Source organism: Streptomyces sp. NPDC044571, from assembly GCF_040647115.1.
Classification (GTDB): domain Bacteria; phylum Actinomycetota; class Actinomycetes; order Streptomycetales; family Streptomycetaceae; genus Streptomyces.
The window spans coordinates 63,731-79,757 of sequence record NZ_JBEZBN010000026.1; the positions used below are offsets into that span (position 1 = coordinate 63,731).

Annotated in this window: 13 protein-coding genes and 1 pseudogene; 5 read left to right on the top strand and 9 right to left on the bottom strand. The window is 72.5% G+C overall.

All coding sequences use genetic code 11. The features are described 5' to 3' along the window. Positions 1–391, bottom strand: a pseudogene (locus AB0B01_RS16370) (Toxic cation resistance protein); the annotation flags it as partial. 209 nt (positions 392–600) lie between these two features. On the opposite strand from AB0B01_RS16370, the gene AB0B01_RS16375 reads away from it, so the two are divergent. Beyond that, positions 601–1,176: a DUF998 domain-containing protein gene (locus AB0B01_RS16375; protein WP_361718577.1), complete on the top strand. Its 576-nt coding sequence runs from the start codon at positions 601–603 to the stop codon at positions 1,174–1,176. Positions 1,177–1,635: 459 nt separating this feature from the next. Here the strand turns inward: AB0B01_RS16375 and AB0B01_RS16380 are convergent, their stop codons facing one another. From AB0B01_RS16380 to AB0B01_RS16395, 4 genes are all read right to left on the bottom strand, one after another. Next, entirely contained in the window at positions 1,636–2,055 is a 420-nt protein-coding gene (locus tag AB0B01_RS16380; RefSeq protein WP_361718580.1) for a CBS domain-containing protein, read from the bottom strand. Positions 2,056–2,179: 124 nt separating this feature from the next. Next, the gene (locus AB0B01_RS16385; RefSeq protein ID WP_361718583.1) at positions 2,180–2,881 is read right to left on the bottom strand and encodes a DUF305 domain-containing protein; all 702 of its coding nucleotides are present in this window, start codon (positions 2,879–2,881) and stop codon (positions 2,180–2,182) included. Then, positions 2,878–3,543, bottom strand: coding sequence for a DUF3105 domain-containing protein (locus tag AB0B01_RS16390; RefSeq protein ID WP_361718586.1), 666 nt, complete (start codon positions 3,541–3,543; stop codon positions 2,878–2,880). The genes AB0B01_RS16385 and AB0B01_RS16390 overlap by 4 nt, the downstream gene beginning before the upstream one ends. Before the next feature lie 67 nt (positions 3,544–3,610). Beyond that, positions 3,611–4,009, bottom strand: a complete 399-nt coding sequence (locus AB0B01_RS16395) for a hypothetical protein (RefSeq protein ID WP_361718589.1) — start codon at positions 4,007–4,009, stop codon at positions 3,611–3,613. Positions 4,010–4,181: 172 nt separating this feature from the next. Between AB0B01_RS16395 and AB0B01_RS16400 the strand changes: the two genes are divergently transcribed. Beyond that, complete coding sequence (locus AB0B01_RS16400; RefSeq protein WP_356850162.1) at positions 4,182–5,543, top strand: glutamine synthetase family protein; 1,362 nt, start codon at positions 4,182–4,184, stop codon at positions 5,541–5,543. Between the two features lie 273 nt (positions 5,544–5,816). On the opposite strand, the gene AB0B01_RS16405 is transcribed toward AB0B01_RS16400, so the two are convergent. Beyond that, entirely contained in the window at positions 5,817–6,305 is a 489-nt protein-coding gene (locus tag AB0B01_RS16405) for a hypothetical protein (protein WP_361718592.1), read from the bottom strand. A 271-nt stretch (positions 6,306–6,576) separates the two neighbouring features. On the opposite strand from AB0B01_RS16405, the gene AB0B01_RS16410 reads away from it, so the two are divergent. Genes AB0B01_RS16410 through AB0B01_RS16420 form a run of 3 tightly spaced genes read left to right on the top strand, consistent with a single transcriptional unit; the run spans position 6,577 to position 9,813 of the window. After that, positions 6,577–7,032, top strand: a complete 456-nt coding sequence (locus AB0B01_RS16410) for a hypothetical protein (protein WP_361718595.1) — start codon at positions 6,577–6,579, stop codon at positions 7,030–7,032. Between the two features lie 7 nt (positions 7,033–7,039). Beyond that, positions 7,040–8,869, top strand: a complete 1,830-nt coding sequence (locus AB0B01_RS16415) for an alpha/beta hydrolase (protein WP_361718598.1) — start codon at positions 7,040–7,042, stop codon at positions 8,867–8,869. Positions 8,870–8,916: 47 nt separating this feature from the next. Continuing rightward, positions 8,917–9,813, top strand: a complete 897-nt coding sequence (locus AB0B01_RS16420) for a hypothetical protein (protein ID WP_361718652.1) — start codon at positions 8,917–8,919, stop codon at positions 9,811–9,813. Positions 9,814–9,886: 73 nt separating this feature from the next. Here the strand turns inward: AB0B01_RS16420 and AB0B01_RS16425 are convergent, their stop codons facing one another. The 3 genes from AB0B01_RS16425 to AB0B01_RS16435 all read right to left on the bottom strand — a co-directional run bounded on the left by AB0B01_RS16425 (position 9,887) and on the right by AB0B01_RS16435 (position 15,975). Then, entirely contained in the window at positions 9,887–10,528 is a 642-nt protein-coding gene (locus tag AB0B01_RS16425; RefSeq protein ID WP_361718601.1) for a response regulator, read from the bottom strand. A gap of 103 nt (positions 10,529–10,631) precedes the next feature. Then, a complete protein-coding gene (locus AB0B01_RS16430; RefSeq protein WP_361718604.1) occupies positions 10,632–12,713 on the bottom strand; it encodes a PIG-L family deacetylase in 2,082 nt (693 codons plus the stop codon). A gap of 235 nt (positions 12,714–12,948) precedes the next feature. Then, positions 12,949–15,975, bottom strand: a complete 3,027-nt coding sequence (locus tag AB0B01_RS16435) for a PIG-L family deacetylase (protein WP_361718607.1) — start codon at positions 15,973–15,975, stop codon at positions 12,949–12,951. Between the last annotated feature and the right edge of the window lie 52 nt (positions 15,976–16,027).

Below are 16,027 nucleotides of genomic sequence, written 5' to 3' on the forward strand. Positions count from 1 at the left end.
GGGTGGCGGTGGCGGGCGCGGGCTCCGGCTCCGGGGCGGGCGCGGACGCAGGTTCGGGGGCGGGAGCCGGTGCGGGCTGCGCGGTGGAGGCTGCGGAGGGCTCCGGAGCGGGCGCGGGCTCGGGGGTGGCGGTGGCGGGCGCGGGCTCCGGCTCCGGGGCGGGCGCGGACGCAGGTTCGGGGGCGGGAGCCGGTGCGGGCTGCGCGGTGGAGGCTGCGGCGGACGCCGGCCCCGGCGCGGGCTCCGGCCGGGGGGTGGTTTCGGGGTCGGGGGTGGGCGGGGTGGGGGTCTTCTCCAGCGAGAGCGGCCCGGCCGCCTCCGGTATGGGCGTTCCCGCCCCCTCGGTCGGCGGACCGGACGGGCTGCTGGGCGGGGTCGGAGGCGTGCTCATACCTGGCGGGAGTCCTTTTCCGAAGGGGGTGCGCAGTGCGCTGCGCGGTGATCGCCAAGCCTGCCATGCCCCCCGACCGGCCCCCAAGGCGGTTTCCCCGCCCCGCGGTCCGCCCACCGCCCCGCCCCCGGTCGGCGCCCGGGTGGTGCGTGCCAACCCCGTCGGGACAACGGTCGCGGGCCCCACCACGTCCTTCCGGAGGGGCCCGCATGCGGGCCGGCCGGCCGGGCGCCCTGGCCCGCCGGACCGCAGGCCGCCGTGTGGAGACGGGTCGAGGAGGAGCATGCCCCTGCAACACCCGCAGCGCGCGGCTCGTCGCCGTCCTGGTCGGTCTCGGCGCCGCCGCCTACACCGCATGGGTGCTCGAAGTCGTCCTCTCCACCGGCTTGAACCCCGTCGAGACGTACGTCAGCGAGCTCGCCGCCCAGGACCAGCCGCTCGGCGGGATCTTCCGGGCCACCGACTTCGCCGCCGGACTGCTCGTCTTCACCGGCGGACTCCTCGCCCTGATCCGGACGGCGCGGTACGCCGACACCCGCCGCCCGTGGGCCGTCGCCGGCCGGACCGGCGTCACCCTCTTCGGCGCGGCCACCGCCGCCGAGGCCTGGCTGCCGCTGAGCTGTGCGCCCACCGCGGATCCGGTGTGCGCCTCCCGCGAGACCGCCGGACTCGTCCCGGCCACCCATCAGGCCCATGCCGTCAGCAGCAGCCTCGCCATGGCCGGGGCCCTCCTCGGGACGCGGGGCTGCGTACCGGCGCCGCCCGTCTGCTCGGCGGGGTGGTGACCGCCGCCGGGCTGTCGGCCGCGCTGGGGCCGGCGGTGCGCCGTGCGGCCGTACGGGCCTCCCGCACCGGCGGCGCCGACCGGGCCGCGCAGGACCTCGTACGCCGCTGCTACCGCACCGGTCGGGTCTGGCGCGCGGCCCTGCTGGAGCACGCCCGCTACCCCGATCAGGCCGCCGAGGTGGTCGCTCTGCGGGCCCGGCACCCGCTGGCCGCCCCCGCCACCGTCCTCGCGGCCGACGACGGCTCCGGCGGGCGCGCGGCCCGGCGCCGGCTGGAGCGCCAGGCGGACCGGCCGGCCGGCTCGGGGCCCGCTTCGAGACCGCCGCACCGGCCGGGCACCTGGTCATGCTCGACCGCCCGGACCAGGTGGCCCGGGCGGTCGGCGACGCGGCGGAGGGCGGGCGGGAGCCGCAGCAGCCCTCCCCGCGGCCGCGGGGACCGGCGCCGGCGCCGGAGCCTCAGCGCTTCGCGTAGACCTTCTCCACGAACTCCGCTATCTGGCCGTCCGACAGGTGCTGGGCCAGGTCCGCCTCGCTGATCATGCCGACCAGCTTCTTGTTCTCGATCACGGGGAGCCGCTTGATCCGGTGGCTCTCCATCTCCTCCAGTACCTCGGAGACGTCGGCGCCCGCGTCGATCCAGCGCGGGGTGCCCTGTGCCAGGTCACCGCAGGTGATCTTCGACGGGTCCTGGCCCTTGGCGATACACCCGACCACGATGTCGCGGTCCGTGATGATCCCGCAGAGTCGCTCGTCGGCATCGCTGACGGGCAGTGCGCCCACGTTGAGCCGGCTCATCATCTGAGCGGCCCGGTCCAGGGTCTCGGACTGGGCTATCCACTGGGCCCCGGGGTGCATGATGTCTGCCGCGGTGGTCATTGCCTCACCTCCTGAGCACGCATGCCGTGGCGGCCGGGCGCGGGTGCGCCCGCCGAGGCACCCCCGTGGCCGGTGGGGAAAGGGCCGACAAGGGCGCCTTCCCCCACCGTACGGGCGTGTCCCGTCACCCGCGCGGCGCAGCCCCGCGCTGCCGGAGCATGTCCGCCATCAGGGTGAGCTCGGCCTGCTGCGCCTCGACCATCCCCTGGGCCAGCGCCCGCTCGGCGGGAGTGGCGCACTGGGCGGCGCAGCCCCGGGCCATCGCGACCCCGCCCTTGTGGTGCTCGGTCATCAGCTGGAGGTAGAGCACCTCGGCGTCCCGGCCCTGGGCGGCGCCGAGCTGCGAGATCTCCTCCTTGGTGGCCATGCCGGGCATCAGCGCCCCGGGCTTGGCGGCGGCGCCGCCCATGTCGTGGCCGCCCATGTCGTGCCCGCCCGCGTCGTGGCTGCCGTGCGCGCCGTGGCCTTCCGTGGTTCCCATCCAGGACATCGGCGGCTCGTCGGCCACCACCTTCGGCAGGCCCCACAGGTCCAGCCAGCCCAGCAGCATGCCCCGCTGGTTGGCCTGGGTGTTGGCGATGTCGTAGGCGAGGCCGCGTACCGCCTCGTCCTGGGTGCGGTCCCGTACGACGAAGGACATCTCCACCGCCTGCTGGTGGTGGACTGCCATGTCCCGGGCGAAGCCGGCGTCCGCCGAGTAGAGCCCCGGCGTGCGGGCGGCCGTACCGGGCCCGTCGCCGCCGCTCGCCGCGGCGACGGTGGCCGCGACCGCGGTCAGCAGCGCGAGCAGGACGGCGGCGCCCGCAGCCCAGTACGTACGGCTCACTTCTCGGCCAGTCCGTTGGTGCAGGCGGCGCCCGGCTCGGGGGTCTGCGTGCCCTGCACGTACTTGGTGAAGAACTGCGCGACGCGGGCATCGGACGCGCTGTCCACGGTCAGCTGCCTGCCCCAGGCGCTGAGCACGATCGTGCCGCTCTGCTCCTTGACGGGGCTCATCAGCGTGTACGGGGTCTTGGACACCGTCGCGGCGAGCTTGTCGAGGTCGGCCTTGGCCGCCTTCTCGTTGTACGTCACCCAGACCGCGCCGTGCTCCAGCGAGTGGACGGCGTTGACCTCGGGGATCGCGTTCTTGTAGACGTCCCCGTTGCAGTTCATCCAGCGGGGGTGGTGGTCGCCGCCGACCGGCGGGTTCATCGGGTACTTCACCGGGGTCTCGACGTGGTTGCGGCCCAGCGTCTTGGCGTCCCAGCTCTGCTCGCCGGTCACGGGCGCCGTGCGGGCCGCGGTCTCGGCGTCCTTCTTCTCCTGCTTCTTCTCCTGCTGGTCGATCATCACCCAGGCGCCGAAGCCGACGAGTGCGGCCGCGACGGCGGCCGAGACGGTGATCGCGATGGCCTTGTTGCGGCGGTCGCGGGACTGCTCGGCCCGCCGCATCTCGGCTATGCGCGCCTGGCGCGCGTTGTACTGGGGCGGGATGTTTCCGGCCATGTGTCCGGTTCCTTCTGCTGAGGGGGGTCGGGGGTGGATCCGGGGTGCGCGTCGCAGCGCCGGACCCTCAGGTCCGCAGCACTTGAAGGGCGTGGAGGTCGGGGGGCCGCGCGAGTGCCGCGTGCGGCCGGACGGGACGCGGGTCGGCCGCACGCCGTACGGGGGCCGCGGCGGCCCCCGGCACGGTCACGGCGGGCGGCGGCACGGGCAGGACGCCCGGGGTGACGTGCGAGAAGGGGGAACAGCCCGGCAGCCCGTCGGGGGACACGCACACGACACGGGTCGGGTCGGCAGGGTCGGTCCGGGCGATCTGGGCGTCGGTCTGCGCGACGGTCTGGTGCGGTTCACCCGGCCGCAGGCACAGGAACAGCGCACCGAGCAGCACTGACAGGACGACCGCGGTGACGGCGCGCCGAGCGGCGGGACGCCTGTTGCGTCCGCGCCGCGTGTGCTCCCCGCCCCTCATGGGCGCAGATGGTAATGCTCATGACGGGCCCGGGGTCAGTGTGGGGGTGCCACGACCTTTCGGGGGTGCGTAATGTGGCGGAAACCACGGCTGGCGATACTGGGCCTGCCCGACTGTGCCCGCGGCCCCGAGGCGGTGGTGCACAGGCCGTCTGAACTGCGAGGATGAAGGCATGGACAAGCAGCAGGAATTCGTCCTCCGGACGCTTGAGGAGCGCGACATCCGCTTCGTGCGCCTGTGGTTCACCGACGTACTGGGCTTCCTGAAGTCCGTCGCGGTCGCCCCCGCCGAGCTGGAGCAGGCCTTCGACGAGGGCATCGGCTTCGACGGCTCCGCCATCGAGGGCTTCGCCCGCGTCTACGAGTCCGACATGATCGCCAAGCCGGACCCGAGCACCTTCCAGATACTGCCGTGGCGCGCCGAGGCCCCCGGGACCGCCCGGATGTTCTGCGACATCCTGATGCCGGACGGCTCCCCCTCCTTCGCGGACCCGCGGTACGTCCTCAAGCGGATCCTGAACAAGACCTCCGACCTGGGCTTCACCTTCTACACCCACCCGGAGATCGAGTTCTTCCTGCTGAAGGACAAGCCGCTGGACGGCACCCGCCCGGTACCGGCGGACAACTCCGGCTACTTCGACCACACCCCGCAGAACGTGGGCATGGACTTCCGCCGCCAGGCGATCACCATGCTCGAATCGATGGGCATCTCCGTCGAGTTCAGCCACCACGAGGGCGCCCCCGGCCAGCAGGAGATCGACCTCCGCTACGCCGACGCCCTCTCCACGGCGGACAACATCATGACCTTCCGCCTGGTCATGAAGCAGGTCGCCCTCGAACAGGGCGTCCAGGCCACCTTCATGCCGAAGCCCTTCTCCGAGTACCCGGGCTCGGGCATGCACACCCACCTGTCCCTCTTCGAGGGCGACCGCAACGCCTTCTACGAGTCGGGCGCCGAGTACCAGCTCTCGAAGGTCGGCCGCTCCTTCATCGCGGGCCTCCTCAAGCACGCGGCGGAGATCTCGGCGGTCACCAACCAGTGGGTCAACTCGTACAAGCGCATCTGGGGCGGCTCGGCCCGCACGGCGGGATCCGGCGGCGAGGCCCCCTCGTACATCTGCTGGGGCCACAACAACCGCTCGGCCCTCATCCGCGTCCCGATGTACAAGCCGGGCAAGACGGGCTCCTCGCGGGTCGAGGTCCGCTCGATCGACTCGGGCGCGAACCCCTACCTGACGTACGCCGTGCTCCTCGCGGCCGGCCTCAAGGGCATCGAGGAGGGCTACGAACTCCCGGCGGGCGCCGACGACGACGTCTGGGCCCTCTCCGACGCAGAACGCCGCGCCATGGGAATCGAACCCCTCCCGCAGAACCTCGGCGAGGCGATCTCCCTGATGGAACGCAGCGAACTCGTCGCCGAAACCCTCGGCGAACACGTCTTCGACTTCTTCCTGCGCAACAAGAAGCAGGAGTGGGAGGAGTACCGCTCGGAGGTCACGGCCTTCGAACTCCGCAAGAACCTGCCGGTGCTGTAACCGCAGCTCAGAGGTGGTACCCCACTCGCACGGCACTCCGGGCCGGCGGCACTCAGCCGCCGGCCCGGACCCGTCTCAAGCCCCCTGGGCCGTCTGTGGGCCGTAAGCCGTCGGATCGGAGGGCCTTGTAGACCTCGTCCACAGCCCAGCCCTCAGGGTGCGCTCGTGGCTGCTCGGCATCAGGTGCGTGCAGACCCGCAGCTTGCACCCGGGGTCACCGTGTCCGAGGTACATGCTCAGGGCCTTGATGTTCTCCCCGATGTTCTCCCCGTCTCACTGAGGTGTGGTGGGATCCCCGTCCGCCCGTCTCTGGCCGGGCCACATGTCGCCATACGCAGCGTCCATGAACTGGACCTGCGGCCCGCGCAGCGCGGATGCGTCGGCTATCTCGCCTCGTGCTGCCTCAGCAAGGCGGAACGCATAACGATAGGTAGCCCCCCGCAGTGGCTCGCTTCTGGCCGCCAGGTCAATCTCGGCCTGGGCGAGCCACAGATCATCGACGAGTTGTCCGAGCTCGGAATCGGCCGCGGTGCCGCCGGCGTCCGAGCGCGTGAGCGCCACCTTCTCCACCTGCAACGCAATCCTCACGAACTTCAGAACCGCATCCTTGAGCTCCGCCCGGTGAGCGGCTGATTCCTGTACTTCGAGCTGCCGGGTGCTCGCGCGCGAGACGAGGTACTGACCAAACAGCGACCCGCCCGCGCCGAGCGCAACCCCTGCGAGAGACAACAGCGCCGGCCCCAAGGTTCCCCAAGATCCCATAGCTGGAGTCTCTCAACATCGATCCACCCCCTGAGGAGGGCCGGGACGCCCGCCCACCGCTCACGCGGGGCAGTGGCAGGACAGCCCTTGGTGAGGAGATGACCCGCGGCCGGTGGCCACAGGAGTCACGCCCCCTTCGACCAGCGGGGCAGGTACTCATGCGCATGAGTACGGGTACTCAAGGGGCCCCTGTACCAAGCGGGTTGTGTGGTGCAGGGGCGCTGTAGTGTCCTAGGCCGGAGTGATCGGCAGGGGCAAACGGGGGCTGTGCATGGCGTGGGACGAGTGGGAAAAGATCAAAGCCGATGTGACCGGCGAGCAGTCCGTGGGGATGCGGCTCAACCACGTTCCGGTTGAGCCCAGCGCCGGGCCGAGCGCCGTGACGGGCGGCCTGAAGTCCAGTCAGAAGGCGTGGAACACGGCCGGCCAGGGGGTGGGCTCCCTTCGCCAGACCATCGGCACCGCGCTGACCAAACTGGAGGACGGCCAGGCAGGGCTCGGCGCCACCACCGGTTGTCTCAGCGCTGCCGCGCAGAAGGAGGTGTACGACTCCTGGAAGAAGTACGCCGAAAGCGTCAGCGAGCGCTGCGGCTCGCTCCAGAGCATCCTGGAGCAGGTGGGCCGCGACGTGTTGACGACCGATGAGGCGGTCAACGCCGAGATGAACAAGCTGAACGCCAAGTACGCGGACACGGACGCCGTCGGCGGCCAGGCGAAGGGCCGGTGACGGCGGGATGGACTACGCCACCCTCAAGGCCTTCAAGCCCTCCGAGTACGAGGACGCCGTCGACGGGTACAGCGCCTTGGGTCACGCGGCCCAGGCGGCCAAGGACCACGTCGAGAACACCGTCGCCACCGGCATGCGCAAGTCGTTGCAGGGTGAGGCCGCGGAGGCCTCACAGAAGCAGCTCCAAGCCCTGGCGAAGAACTTCCACTACACCCTGACCGAATGCGGCGTGATCAGCACGGCCCTCAACGGTTTCGCCTACGACATGGCGGCCGCCAAACGGAAGCTGATCGCTGCGATCGACGATGCCCAGGCGGATGGCTGCAGGGTGAACGACGACGGCTCGGTCGCCTTTCCGGCGGGTCAGAAGCCGGGCGCCGAGAAGGCCACCGAAGGCGGCACGGTGACGGGGAGCGCCGGAGGCAACCCGACCTCCGACGCACTGGAGCGCCAGGCGGCGAACATCCACCCCAACCCGAACTACGGCAAAGCGATGGGGTACGCGAACCGGATCGCCGACGCGCTCAAGGAAGCCACGGACGCGGACGCGAAGTGGGCGCCGAAGATACGGGCCCTCAAGGCCGACGACGACCTGACCGTGTCCGCCCGGGACTGGACGGACGTCACGTCGGACACGGACGGCGTGCGTGACGCGGCCGATGCCTACCTCCACACGATCAAGCCGCCGCCCAAGAACGACTGGCCCCAGGACAACGCCAACTGGTGGAACGGCCTCTCCCAGGAGCAGCGCGACGCCTACGTGTCCATGCACCCGGCGAGCATCGGAGCGCTTGACGGCCTCCCCTCCGACGTACGCGACGACGCGAACCGCATCGTGCTCGCGGAACAACGCGGCGCCAAGCAGGTGGAGTACGACGCCTGGCTGAAGAAGGAACCGGAGCACTACAAGCCGTACATCAGCCCCATCACGGGTCGCGAGGTGAAGGGCGCGATGGTCCCGACCGAGGAGTGGAAGGAGTGGGAGGAGAAGAGGAAGCAGATCGAGAACGGCTACAAGGGCATGGATGCCATACAGAAACGTTTCGACAGCTACACGAGCGAGAGCAATCGCCCCTATCTGCTCGGATTCGACGGCAAGGACATGGGGCGCGCCATCGTCTCCATCGGAAATCCGGACACCGCCGACAACGTGGTGACGTACGTGCCGGGGACGTTCGCGAAACTTGAGTCCATCGACGGGGACATCGGCAGGGCCGAGCGTCTCCAGGCGCAGGCAGAAGCCACCGACGCCTCCCGGAAGACGGCGTCGATCGTGTGGCTCGGTTACGACGCCCCGCAGGGCATCATGACCGATGCGACGGAGACCAAGTGGGCCGACCAGGCGAAGGAGCCGTTCGGCAACTTCATCCAGGGGATCGAGGAAGCCAATCACCGCGAAGGCGGCGTGAAGCAGACGCTCCTGGGCCACAGCTACGGGTCCTTGGTCGTCGGCGAGACGATGAGCATGCACGTGGACCTGCCGGTCGAGAACGCGATCATGGTGGGCAGCCCGGGCGTGGGAGTGGATCAGGCGAAGGACCTGAACATCCCGCCGGACCACGTCTTCGCGGCCACGGCCAAGAACGACCTCATCAACGCCGCCCCGCCCCCGGCCCGGGACCCACTCAGCCCCAAGGCCTACTGGGATCTCTTCGACGACCACACGATCATCCACGGAACCGACCCGACCTCCGACGACTTCGGGGGCCAGGTCTTCAAGGTTCCCGACGGGAGGCTGCCGGGTGCGGACTGGGAGATGATGCCCGCACACTCCCAGTACTGGGACAACAAGCCCCTCAGAAGCCTGGCAAACATCGTCACCGGAGGACGGCCGTGAATCCACGGAAGGCATTCCCGGCCGCTGCACTGCTGGCCTTGACGGTCATGGTGACCGCGTGCGGGGCACAGGAAGACGACGGAGAGACGGCGAAGCAGGTCACGATGAACGAGCAGCAAGCGACCGACCGGGCAGAACAGATCATCCACCAGGCGGTGGACACCATGTCTCCCAAGCCGACGCTGGAGCGTACCGGCCCCGCGACCATTGGCCCCTGCATCGCCAGAGACGACCACGGTCCTGACGACCGCCTACAGGTCACCCTCTTCTACAAGCTCACCGGTGTTCCGGGGTCCGAGGCCAAGAACCTGGTGCTGCAGGCGCGGGATGCCTGGTTGAAGCAGGGATACAAGTACAACTCGTCGGACGAAGAGGACATGTCCGGTCCCTTTCCCTGGGTCAGTATGCGCACGGAGCCCGATGACTTCTGGATGGAAGGCATCACCGGGGTCGTTGACCGCGCCAAGGGCGAAGGCCTCGCCACCCTCAAGGTGATCTCGCCCTGCTTCCTCCCGCCGGGTAAGGCGACCACGGCCGACCCTGCCGCGTTCGAAACCCCGCAGACCGACGACCCCGCCACGCGCCGCGCCCTCGGCCACTCCAGCCGGATCTACGACGCCCTGGGCGTCGGGTCGGCGCCCACGCAGCCCGGGGAAGGCCTCAGCACGGTCCGGGAGGAGTTCGGGACCTCGGTTCACCACACCTGGTCGACCGAGCCGCTGCCGGAGGACGAGAGGGTACGGGCCCTGGCGCGCGTGCAGGAGTACTTCCAGAGCGCGGGGTGGAAGGTACGCCACATGCCGACGCTTGAGGGCACCCCGGCCGTCGTCGCCGGCCACCCCGAAGAGCGCACGGTCGTACAAGTCGCGGCCTCGACCACCGGCGCGGTGCGCGTCGCGGTGACGACGCCCGTCAACGGTCCCTCGTCGTCGGCGGACGTATGAGCGGATTCCCGAGGGGAGTGGCCCTGAACGTACGGAAGGCATTCGCGGCTGCCGCGTTCAAAACCGCGTAGGCCTAGTCGGTCGTGCGGGGGAAGGAGCCGACTCCGCGGAGTAGTTCGAACAGGGCCGTCGACGTGGTGGCCAGGCCGGTGGCGCCGGCTGCCAGGATTTCGGTCTTCCTGGCAGCCGCCTGCGGGGAGGTGTACACGAACAGTGGTACCTCCTCCCCGCGTGCGCGGAGCTCCCGGGCGAGGTCCAAGCCGTCGTCCTGGGTGCGGTCCAGGTCGGAGAGGACCGCGTCGAACGGCGGTACGGCGGCCGGGACGGCCGCGACCGCCTCGCGGATCGAGGTGGCTTGCACCACCTCCACGCCCAGGGCCTGCAACTGCGCGGTCTCGTAGGCGTGGTCCGCGGGTTGCTCGTCCACCCAGAGGACTCGGCGCAGGGCCCGGGCCGGGAGTTCCTCCCACTCGGCCGCACCGGCCGGGGTGGTGGTGCTGATCGAGGCCAGTTTGCTCTGGATCTGGGACGTCGTCCGCACCAGCTGTTCCGAGATCGCCTGCACCGACAGCTCCGCGCCCGCGACCTTGACGGTGAACCCCCGGGTCCGGACGATCTTCTTGATGATCGGGAACAGGCGCCACACCACCACGCCGACGATGAGCGGCCACGCCAGTGCGGTCAGTGCGTTGATCAGATCTGCGGCATCCTTCATGGCGCCCCTGCCGTCGTCGGGTCGGACCACGGCGATGCTGCCACTGGGGCGGGTCTGCCGCGGCCCCGGCGCGCTGGTTGCCGCGGGGCCGCCTCCGTGTGGGTCAGGGGGTGGGGACCGCGCGGTGCCAGGTGGTGTGGTGGGGGTCCGGGGTGGCCGGGGGAGTGGTGGTGACGTGGAGTTCGGCGTCCAGGCCGAGGACCGCCGTCGTCGTGGCGCCCGCCGGTTCCAGGACGCTTGAGGGGGCGCCCACGTAGAGCATCCGGGACTCCGTCCACGCCGGCGGCCCGCCGAGGCCCGTCGCGGCGATGGTGCCGGTGTCCGCGCGGCCCGACAGCAGGCGGCCCGCGACGCTGACCGCGCCGTAGCCCGCCCGGCCGCCGGCCTCCGAGATGCTGGAGAGCTGCGGCTTGCCCGAGCCCGCCGTGACCAGGACGGTGCGTACGACCCCCGAGTCGGGCCGGCGGAAGTAGAGCCGGACGCCCGAGCCCTCCGGGACCGCCGTCAGCGGGACGGTGGTCGCGGGCAGCCCGGTGGGGAAGGGGCCCTGGAGGGGGGCGCCCGGGGCGGGCGCCGTCCAGGCCAGGACCGTCTTGCTGGTGGTGGCGTAGACGTGGCGGCGGTCCGCGGCGTCGACCGCCGTGACCGGGTCGCCCTGCAGGTCGTCGCCGCCCAGGCGCTGCCAGGGCGTGAAGCCGCCGTCCGGCTGCTGCTCGCGGACGCGCAGGGCGCGGCGGGAATCCCGGACGTAGACGGCCAGGCGGCCCTGCGGGTCCACGGCCGCCGACGGCGCGCTGATCGAGGAGGTGCCCTCCTCGTCCGCCGTCTCCGGTGTGCCGAGCGACTGCCACGGCCCGAACGGGCCGTTCGGCGCGGCCTGGACGGCGTACACGACCTCGCGCCGGTAGTCGGCCGGCGCGGCGACGAAGGCCGTACGGGTGGCGAGGACGGCGACGCGCCCGTCGGGGAGGCGGGCGGTGCTCGCGCCCGGGTCGATGCCGGTGCCGGGGAGCAGGGCCGGGCCGGTCCAGCCGCCCGTACGGCCCTGTCGGGTCCAGACGGCCATCTGGCCGTCCAGGGCGGCGAAGGCGTAGAGCCGGCCGGGGGTGCCCTCCACCAGCCAGGAGGTGGTGTCGGCGCGGGCGTAGCGCAGGGACTGGGCCCAGTTGCGGCCGGTGGGGCTGCCCGCGACCTTGCGGTCGCCGCAGCCGGAGGGGCTGCCGCAGTAGTTCTGGTGGTCCTGCCAGGCGTAGGTCCTGAGGTAGCCGGTCTTCGTCTCGGCGGTCTGCGGGTCCAGCGCGTGCGGGAGGCTGCCGTTGTGGTAGCCGAGGTAGTTCTGCACCGAGAACCGCGGGCGGTCGGCGACCTGCGCGGCGTACGAGGCGAGGGCGGCCTGCACGAAGCGGGCGCCGTACATGTGGTCCTGGTGGTCGGTGTACTTGCCGGTCTCCGGGTAGCGGCCGGGCGTCGGGTCCTGCATGCGTATCGTCGTCGGCCGGAAGCGGTCCAGGAGCCCGGCTATCGTCCGTATCACCTGGTCCTTGGTGTACGCGTAGTCCTGCCGGACCGGGGTGCCGGAGCTCAGCTGGGCGCCGAGCGCGGGTATCCGGCCGTTCCACAGGCCGCGCAGGCTGTCCGGATTGTCCGCCGTGGGATTGCGGGCCTCGCGCAGCTGCACCCAGACCAGGCTGACCTGCGGCCGGGCGATGAGGACGTCCAGCTCGGCCGCCCCGCCGCCCGCGGTGGGTATGACCGTACGCCGCCACGGGCTGGTGCGGTCGCCGGTGGCCATCTGGGCGTAGGCGGACCGGATGCCGTTCTGCCGGGCCTCCGCGTAGTGGGCGCGGTCGGCGGGCTGTTCCGGGTCGCGGGCGTCGGCGCCGTGGGCCTCGTTGCGGCCGTCGGCCTCGCCGGAGGTGAGGTAGACAGTGGTGAGCCGGGTGCCGGCGGTGAGGGAGCGGCTGAGGTCGGGGTTCATGAAGAACAGGTCGTCGTCGGGGTGGGCGACGACCTGGACGACCGATCCCGCGGTGACGCTCGCCGGGAGCGCGGCGGCCGGGTTCTTCTCCTGGGTGGCCTCGGCGGACGTCTGCTCGCCGGTGGCGACGGCGAGCACGCCGGTGGCACCGACGGTCAGCACGGGAAGCAGGGCCGCGAGGAGGAAGCGGCGACGGGCAATCGGCATCGGTCACGCCTTGGGGTCGTTCCGGGCGGGAAAAACCGCTGAGCAGTCAGTGAGAGGCCAAATCGGGGGACTTGGTTCACCGATTTCCTCGATGACTCCTGCTTTCCGAAAACGACCGGATGTGATTGTGCCGTGCGCCGGTTTGATACGGGTACGTGCCCGGCATGTGGACGTACGGGGCATCCGGCGAGTCACATGGGGCTTGCGTGGGGGGCGTTGGCCTCGTTGCGCCGGGTCAGGGTGCGGTATTGCGCGGCCCCACCGGCTGCCATGGGGCCAGGCGGGCGTTCGCCTCGTCCGCCGAAGAGGTCACGTACAGCCGCGCGTCGAGCCCCAGCACGGCCAGGCTGACCATGGTCCTCCCGGTCATCGTGGAGGACGGCGCCCCCACGAACATGAGTTCCGACCGCGCCCACGGCCGGCTCGGGCCGAGGTCCGAGCCGAGCTGTCCGCCCGCCGTGCGGCCCGCCAGGACGTGCCCGCTCGCCGTCACCGAGCCGAAGCCCTGGAGCCCGCCGAGGTCGGTGAGGTGGTTCACCTTCAGTCCGCCGTCGGCGGTGACCAGCGCGGTACGGACGTTGCCCGAGCCCGGCTTGCGGAACCACAGCCGTACACCGCCCTCGCGGCCCTCCGCCGTCAGCGGGAGCGTGGTGTCCGGCAGCCCCGTGGCGGTGGCCCGGCCCAGTGGGGCGCCCGGCTGGGGCTGCGCCCAGCCGGTCACCGTCTTGGTCGTGCTCGCGAACACCATCCGCCGCCCGGCGCCGTCCGTGGCGGTGACCGGGGTGCCGTGCAGGTCGGTGCCGCCGTACTGCTCCCACGGGCCCCAGCTGCCGTTCGCTTGCTGCACCCGGCCGCGCAGGGTGGACGCGCCGTCGCGTACGTACAGCGCGAGCTGCCCGCCGCCGTCCACGGACACGGCGGGGCCGCTGATGTCGGAGGTCCAGTTCTCGTCGGCGGCCTCGGGCGTGCCCAGGGACTGCCACTCGCCGAACTCCTCGGAGCCCGGGGCCTTCTGGACCGCGTACACGACCTCGCGCCGGTAGTCGGCGGCCCGGGCGCCGAGAGAGGTCCGGGTGCCGAAGGCGGCGATCCGGCCGCCGGGCAGGGTGACCGTGGAGATGCCGGGGTCCATGCCGGTGCCGGGGAGCAGGCGCGGTCCGCTCCAGCCCCCGAGGAGGCCGGCCCGGTGCCAGACGGCGACCTGGCCGTCGAGCACCTTGAAGGCCCACAGGCCGTACGCCTGGTCGGAGGTCAGCCAGGAGGTGCCGGTGCCGCGGGCGTAGTTGACGGTCGAGGTCCAGTGGTTGCCCTCGGGGTGGTCCGCCACCTTGAGGTCGCCGCAGCCGGCGGTGCTGCCGCAGTGGTTCTGCTTGTCGAGCCAGGCGTAGACGCCCAGGATGTCCAGCTTCTCCTTGGCCTCGGCCGGGTCGAGGGCGCTGGGCAGCGAGCCGTTGAAGTAGCCGAGGTAGTTCTGCACCGCGAAGTGCGGGCGGTCCTTCGCGTCCTTGGCGTAGGCCGCGAGGGCCGCCTGCACGAAGCGGGCGCCGTAGAAGTGGTCCTGGTGGTCGGTGTACCGCTTGGTGTCGGGGAACCGGCCGGGGGTGGGGTCCTGGGAGCGGACGGTGGTCGGCCGGTACTGCTCAAGGAGGCCGACGAGGGTTCGGACGAGCTGCTCCCTGCCGTACGAGAACCGCTGCTTGACCGGGCTGCCGGAGGCGAGCATCGACTCCAGGCGGGGGACCTTGTCGTCCCACAGGCCGTGCAGGCTGTCGGGGGCGTAGTCGTAGACGCTGCCGGCCTCGCGCAGCTGCAGCCAGACCAGCTGGACCTGGGGTTTGGCGACGAGGACGTCGAGCTCGGCCTGACCGCCGCCCTTGGTCGGGACGGCGGTGCGCTTCCAGGCGCTGGTGCGGTCGCCGGTGGCCATCTGGGCGTAGGCGGCGCGGATGCCGTTCTGGCGGGCCTCGGCGTAAGCGGGCTTGTTGGGCGGGGTGGTGGCCTGCTTGGCCTCGACGGCGTTGACGCCGTCGGCTTCGCCGGAGGTGAGGTACACCGTGGTGACGGGGTGGCCGGTGAGCAGGGAATAGCGCAGGTCCGGGTTCATGAAGTACAGGTCGTCGTCGGGGTGCGCGACGATCTGCACGACGCTGCCCGGGTCGGGGGCCTCGACGGGCGCCACGGTGGCCCTGGGGGTGGGGGCGGGCCGGGCGGCGAGCGCGGCCACGGCCTCGTTGCCGCGGAGCAGGAGCATGCCGGCGGCGGTGACGGAGGCGCAGAACCCGACGGCCTTGACGACCCGTCCCCACCGCCGCTGCCGCCCCTCCTCCGACCGGCGCGACCGGGCCGCGGCCTGGCCGCCGCCGCGGGCGGTACGGGCCCGCGCGGGCCCGGCGGCGTCGGTGCGGCCCGCCGCCCTGGCCCGGCCGGGCTCGGCCGCGCCCTGGCGCCGGGAGCCGCGTCCGCCGTCGCCGCGCCGGGCGGGCGGCACGGCGGAGCCGGCGGGCGCGGCCGGGCCCACCGGCCCGGACGGCTGCGCCGCGCCCGGAGCCTCGGTTCCGGGCACGCCGGGGCGGCCCGGGCCGCGTACGTCGTGGTCGGGCCGGCGCGGGGCCGGGACGGTGCGGTGGCCGTCGGCGCCGCGGGGACCGGGAGCGCCGGTGTGCGGGGCGGGAGCGTGCGGGCCGCCCGGAGCGTGCTGCCAGGGCGCCTCCGCCGAGCCGGGGGCGGACGCGGCGTCAGATGCGGCGCCGCCGGGCAGGTGTGCGGGGTGCGAGGGCACGGCCGTGCCGTCCCACGGGCCGGCCTGCGGCGGGACGGGGCCGGGAGCCCAGGCGTGTGCGGGCGGCGGCGTCTGGCTGCCCTCGTGCGGGCCGTGCGGTGGGGCGAAGTGCCCGGCGGCCTGCTGAGGGACCCAGCCGTGCGCGGGCGCCCCGTCCGGGCCGCCCCAGGCGTCGGCGTGCGGCGGGACGCCCTGGGCGCCGTCCGGACCGGGAGCCCAGGCGTGTGCGGGCGGCGGCGTCTGGCCGCCCCCGTGCGGGCCGTGCGGTGGGGCGAAGTGCCGGGCGGCCTGTTCAGGGATCCAGCCGTGCGCAGACGGTACCGCCGGGCCGCCCCAGGCGGCGCCGTGTTGGGGGGCCGGGTGGCCGGGCGGGGCGGGGGGCCAGGAGGGATCGACCGGCGGCGCGGGCGGCTGCGGCGCGGGGGCCGGGGTCGAGGGGTCCCAGGTGGGGCCGGACAGCCAGGGCTGGGATCCGTCGGGCATCTGGTTCCTCGGGGCCGGTCGAGCGGGGGGCGGCCCCGCCGGAGGCCGCGAA

Coding starts and splice junctions, on each gene's coding strand:
- AB0B01_RS16420 (WP_361718652.1), top strand. CDS start 8,917: ATGGTGACCGCGTGCGGGGCACAGGAAGACGACGGAGAGACGGCGAAG.
- AB0B01_RS16405 (WP_361718592.1), bottom strand. CDS start 6,305: ATGGGATCTTGGGGAACCTTGGGGCCGGCGCTGTTGTCTCTCGCAGGG.
- AB0B01_RS16380 (WP_361718580.1), bottom strand. CDS start 2,055: ATGACCACCGCGGCAGACATCATGCACCCCGGGGCCCAGTGGATAGCC.
- AB0B01_RS16435 (WP_361718607.1), bottom strand. CDS start 15,975: ATGCCCGACGGATCCCAGCCCTGGCTGTCCGGCCCCACCTGGGACCCC.
- AB0B01_RS16430 (WP_361718604.1), bottom strand. CDS start 12,713: ATGCCGATTGCCCGTCGCCGCTTCCTCCTCGCGGCCCTGCTTCCCGTG.
- AB0B01_RS16375 (WP_361718577.1), top strand. CDS start 601: ATGCGGGCCGGCCGGCCGGGCGCCCTGGCCCGCCGGACCGCAGGCCGC.
- AB0B01_RS16395 (WP_361718589.1), bottom strand. CDS start 4,009: ATGAGGGGCGGGGAGCACACGCGGCGCGGACGCAACAGGCGTCCCGCC.
- AB0B01_RS16425 (WP_361718601.1), bottom strand. CDS start 10,528: ATGAAGGATGCCGCAGATCTGATCAACGCACTGACCGCACTGGCGTGG.
- AB0B01_RS16415 (WP_361718598.1), top strand. CDS start 7,040: ATGGACTACGCCACCCTCAAGGCCTTCAAGCCCTCCGAGTACGAGGAC.
- AB0B01_RS16390 (WP_361718586.1), bottom strand. CDS start 3,543: ATGGCCGGAAACATCCCGCCCCAGTACAACGCGCGCCAGGCGCGCATA.
- AB0B01_RS16400 (WP_356850162.1), top strand. CDS start 4,182: ATGGACAAGCAGCAGGAATTCGTCCTCCGGACGCTTGAGGAGCGCGAC.
- AB0B01_RS16410 (WP_361718595.1), top strand. CDS start 6,577: ATGGCGTGGGACGAGTGGGAAAAGATCAAAGCCGATGTGACCGGCGAG.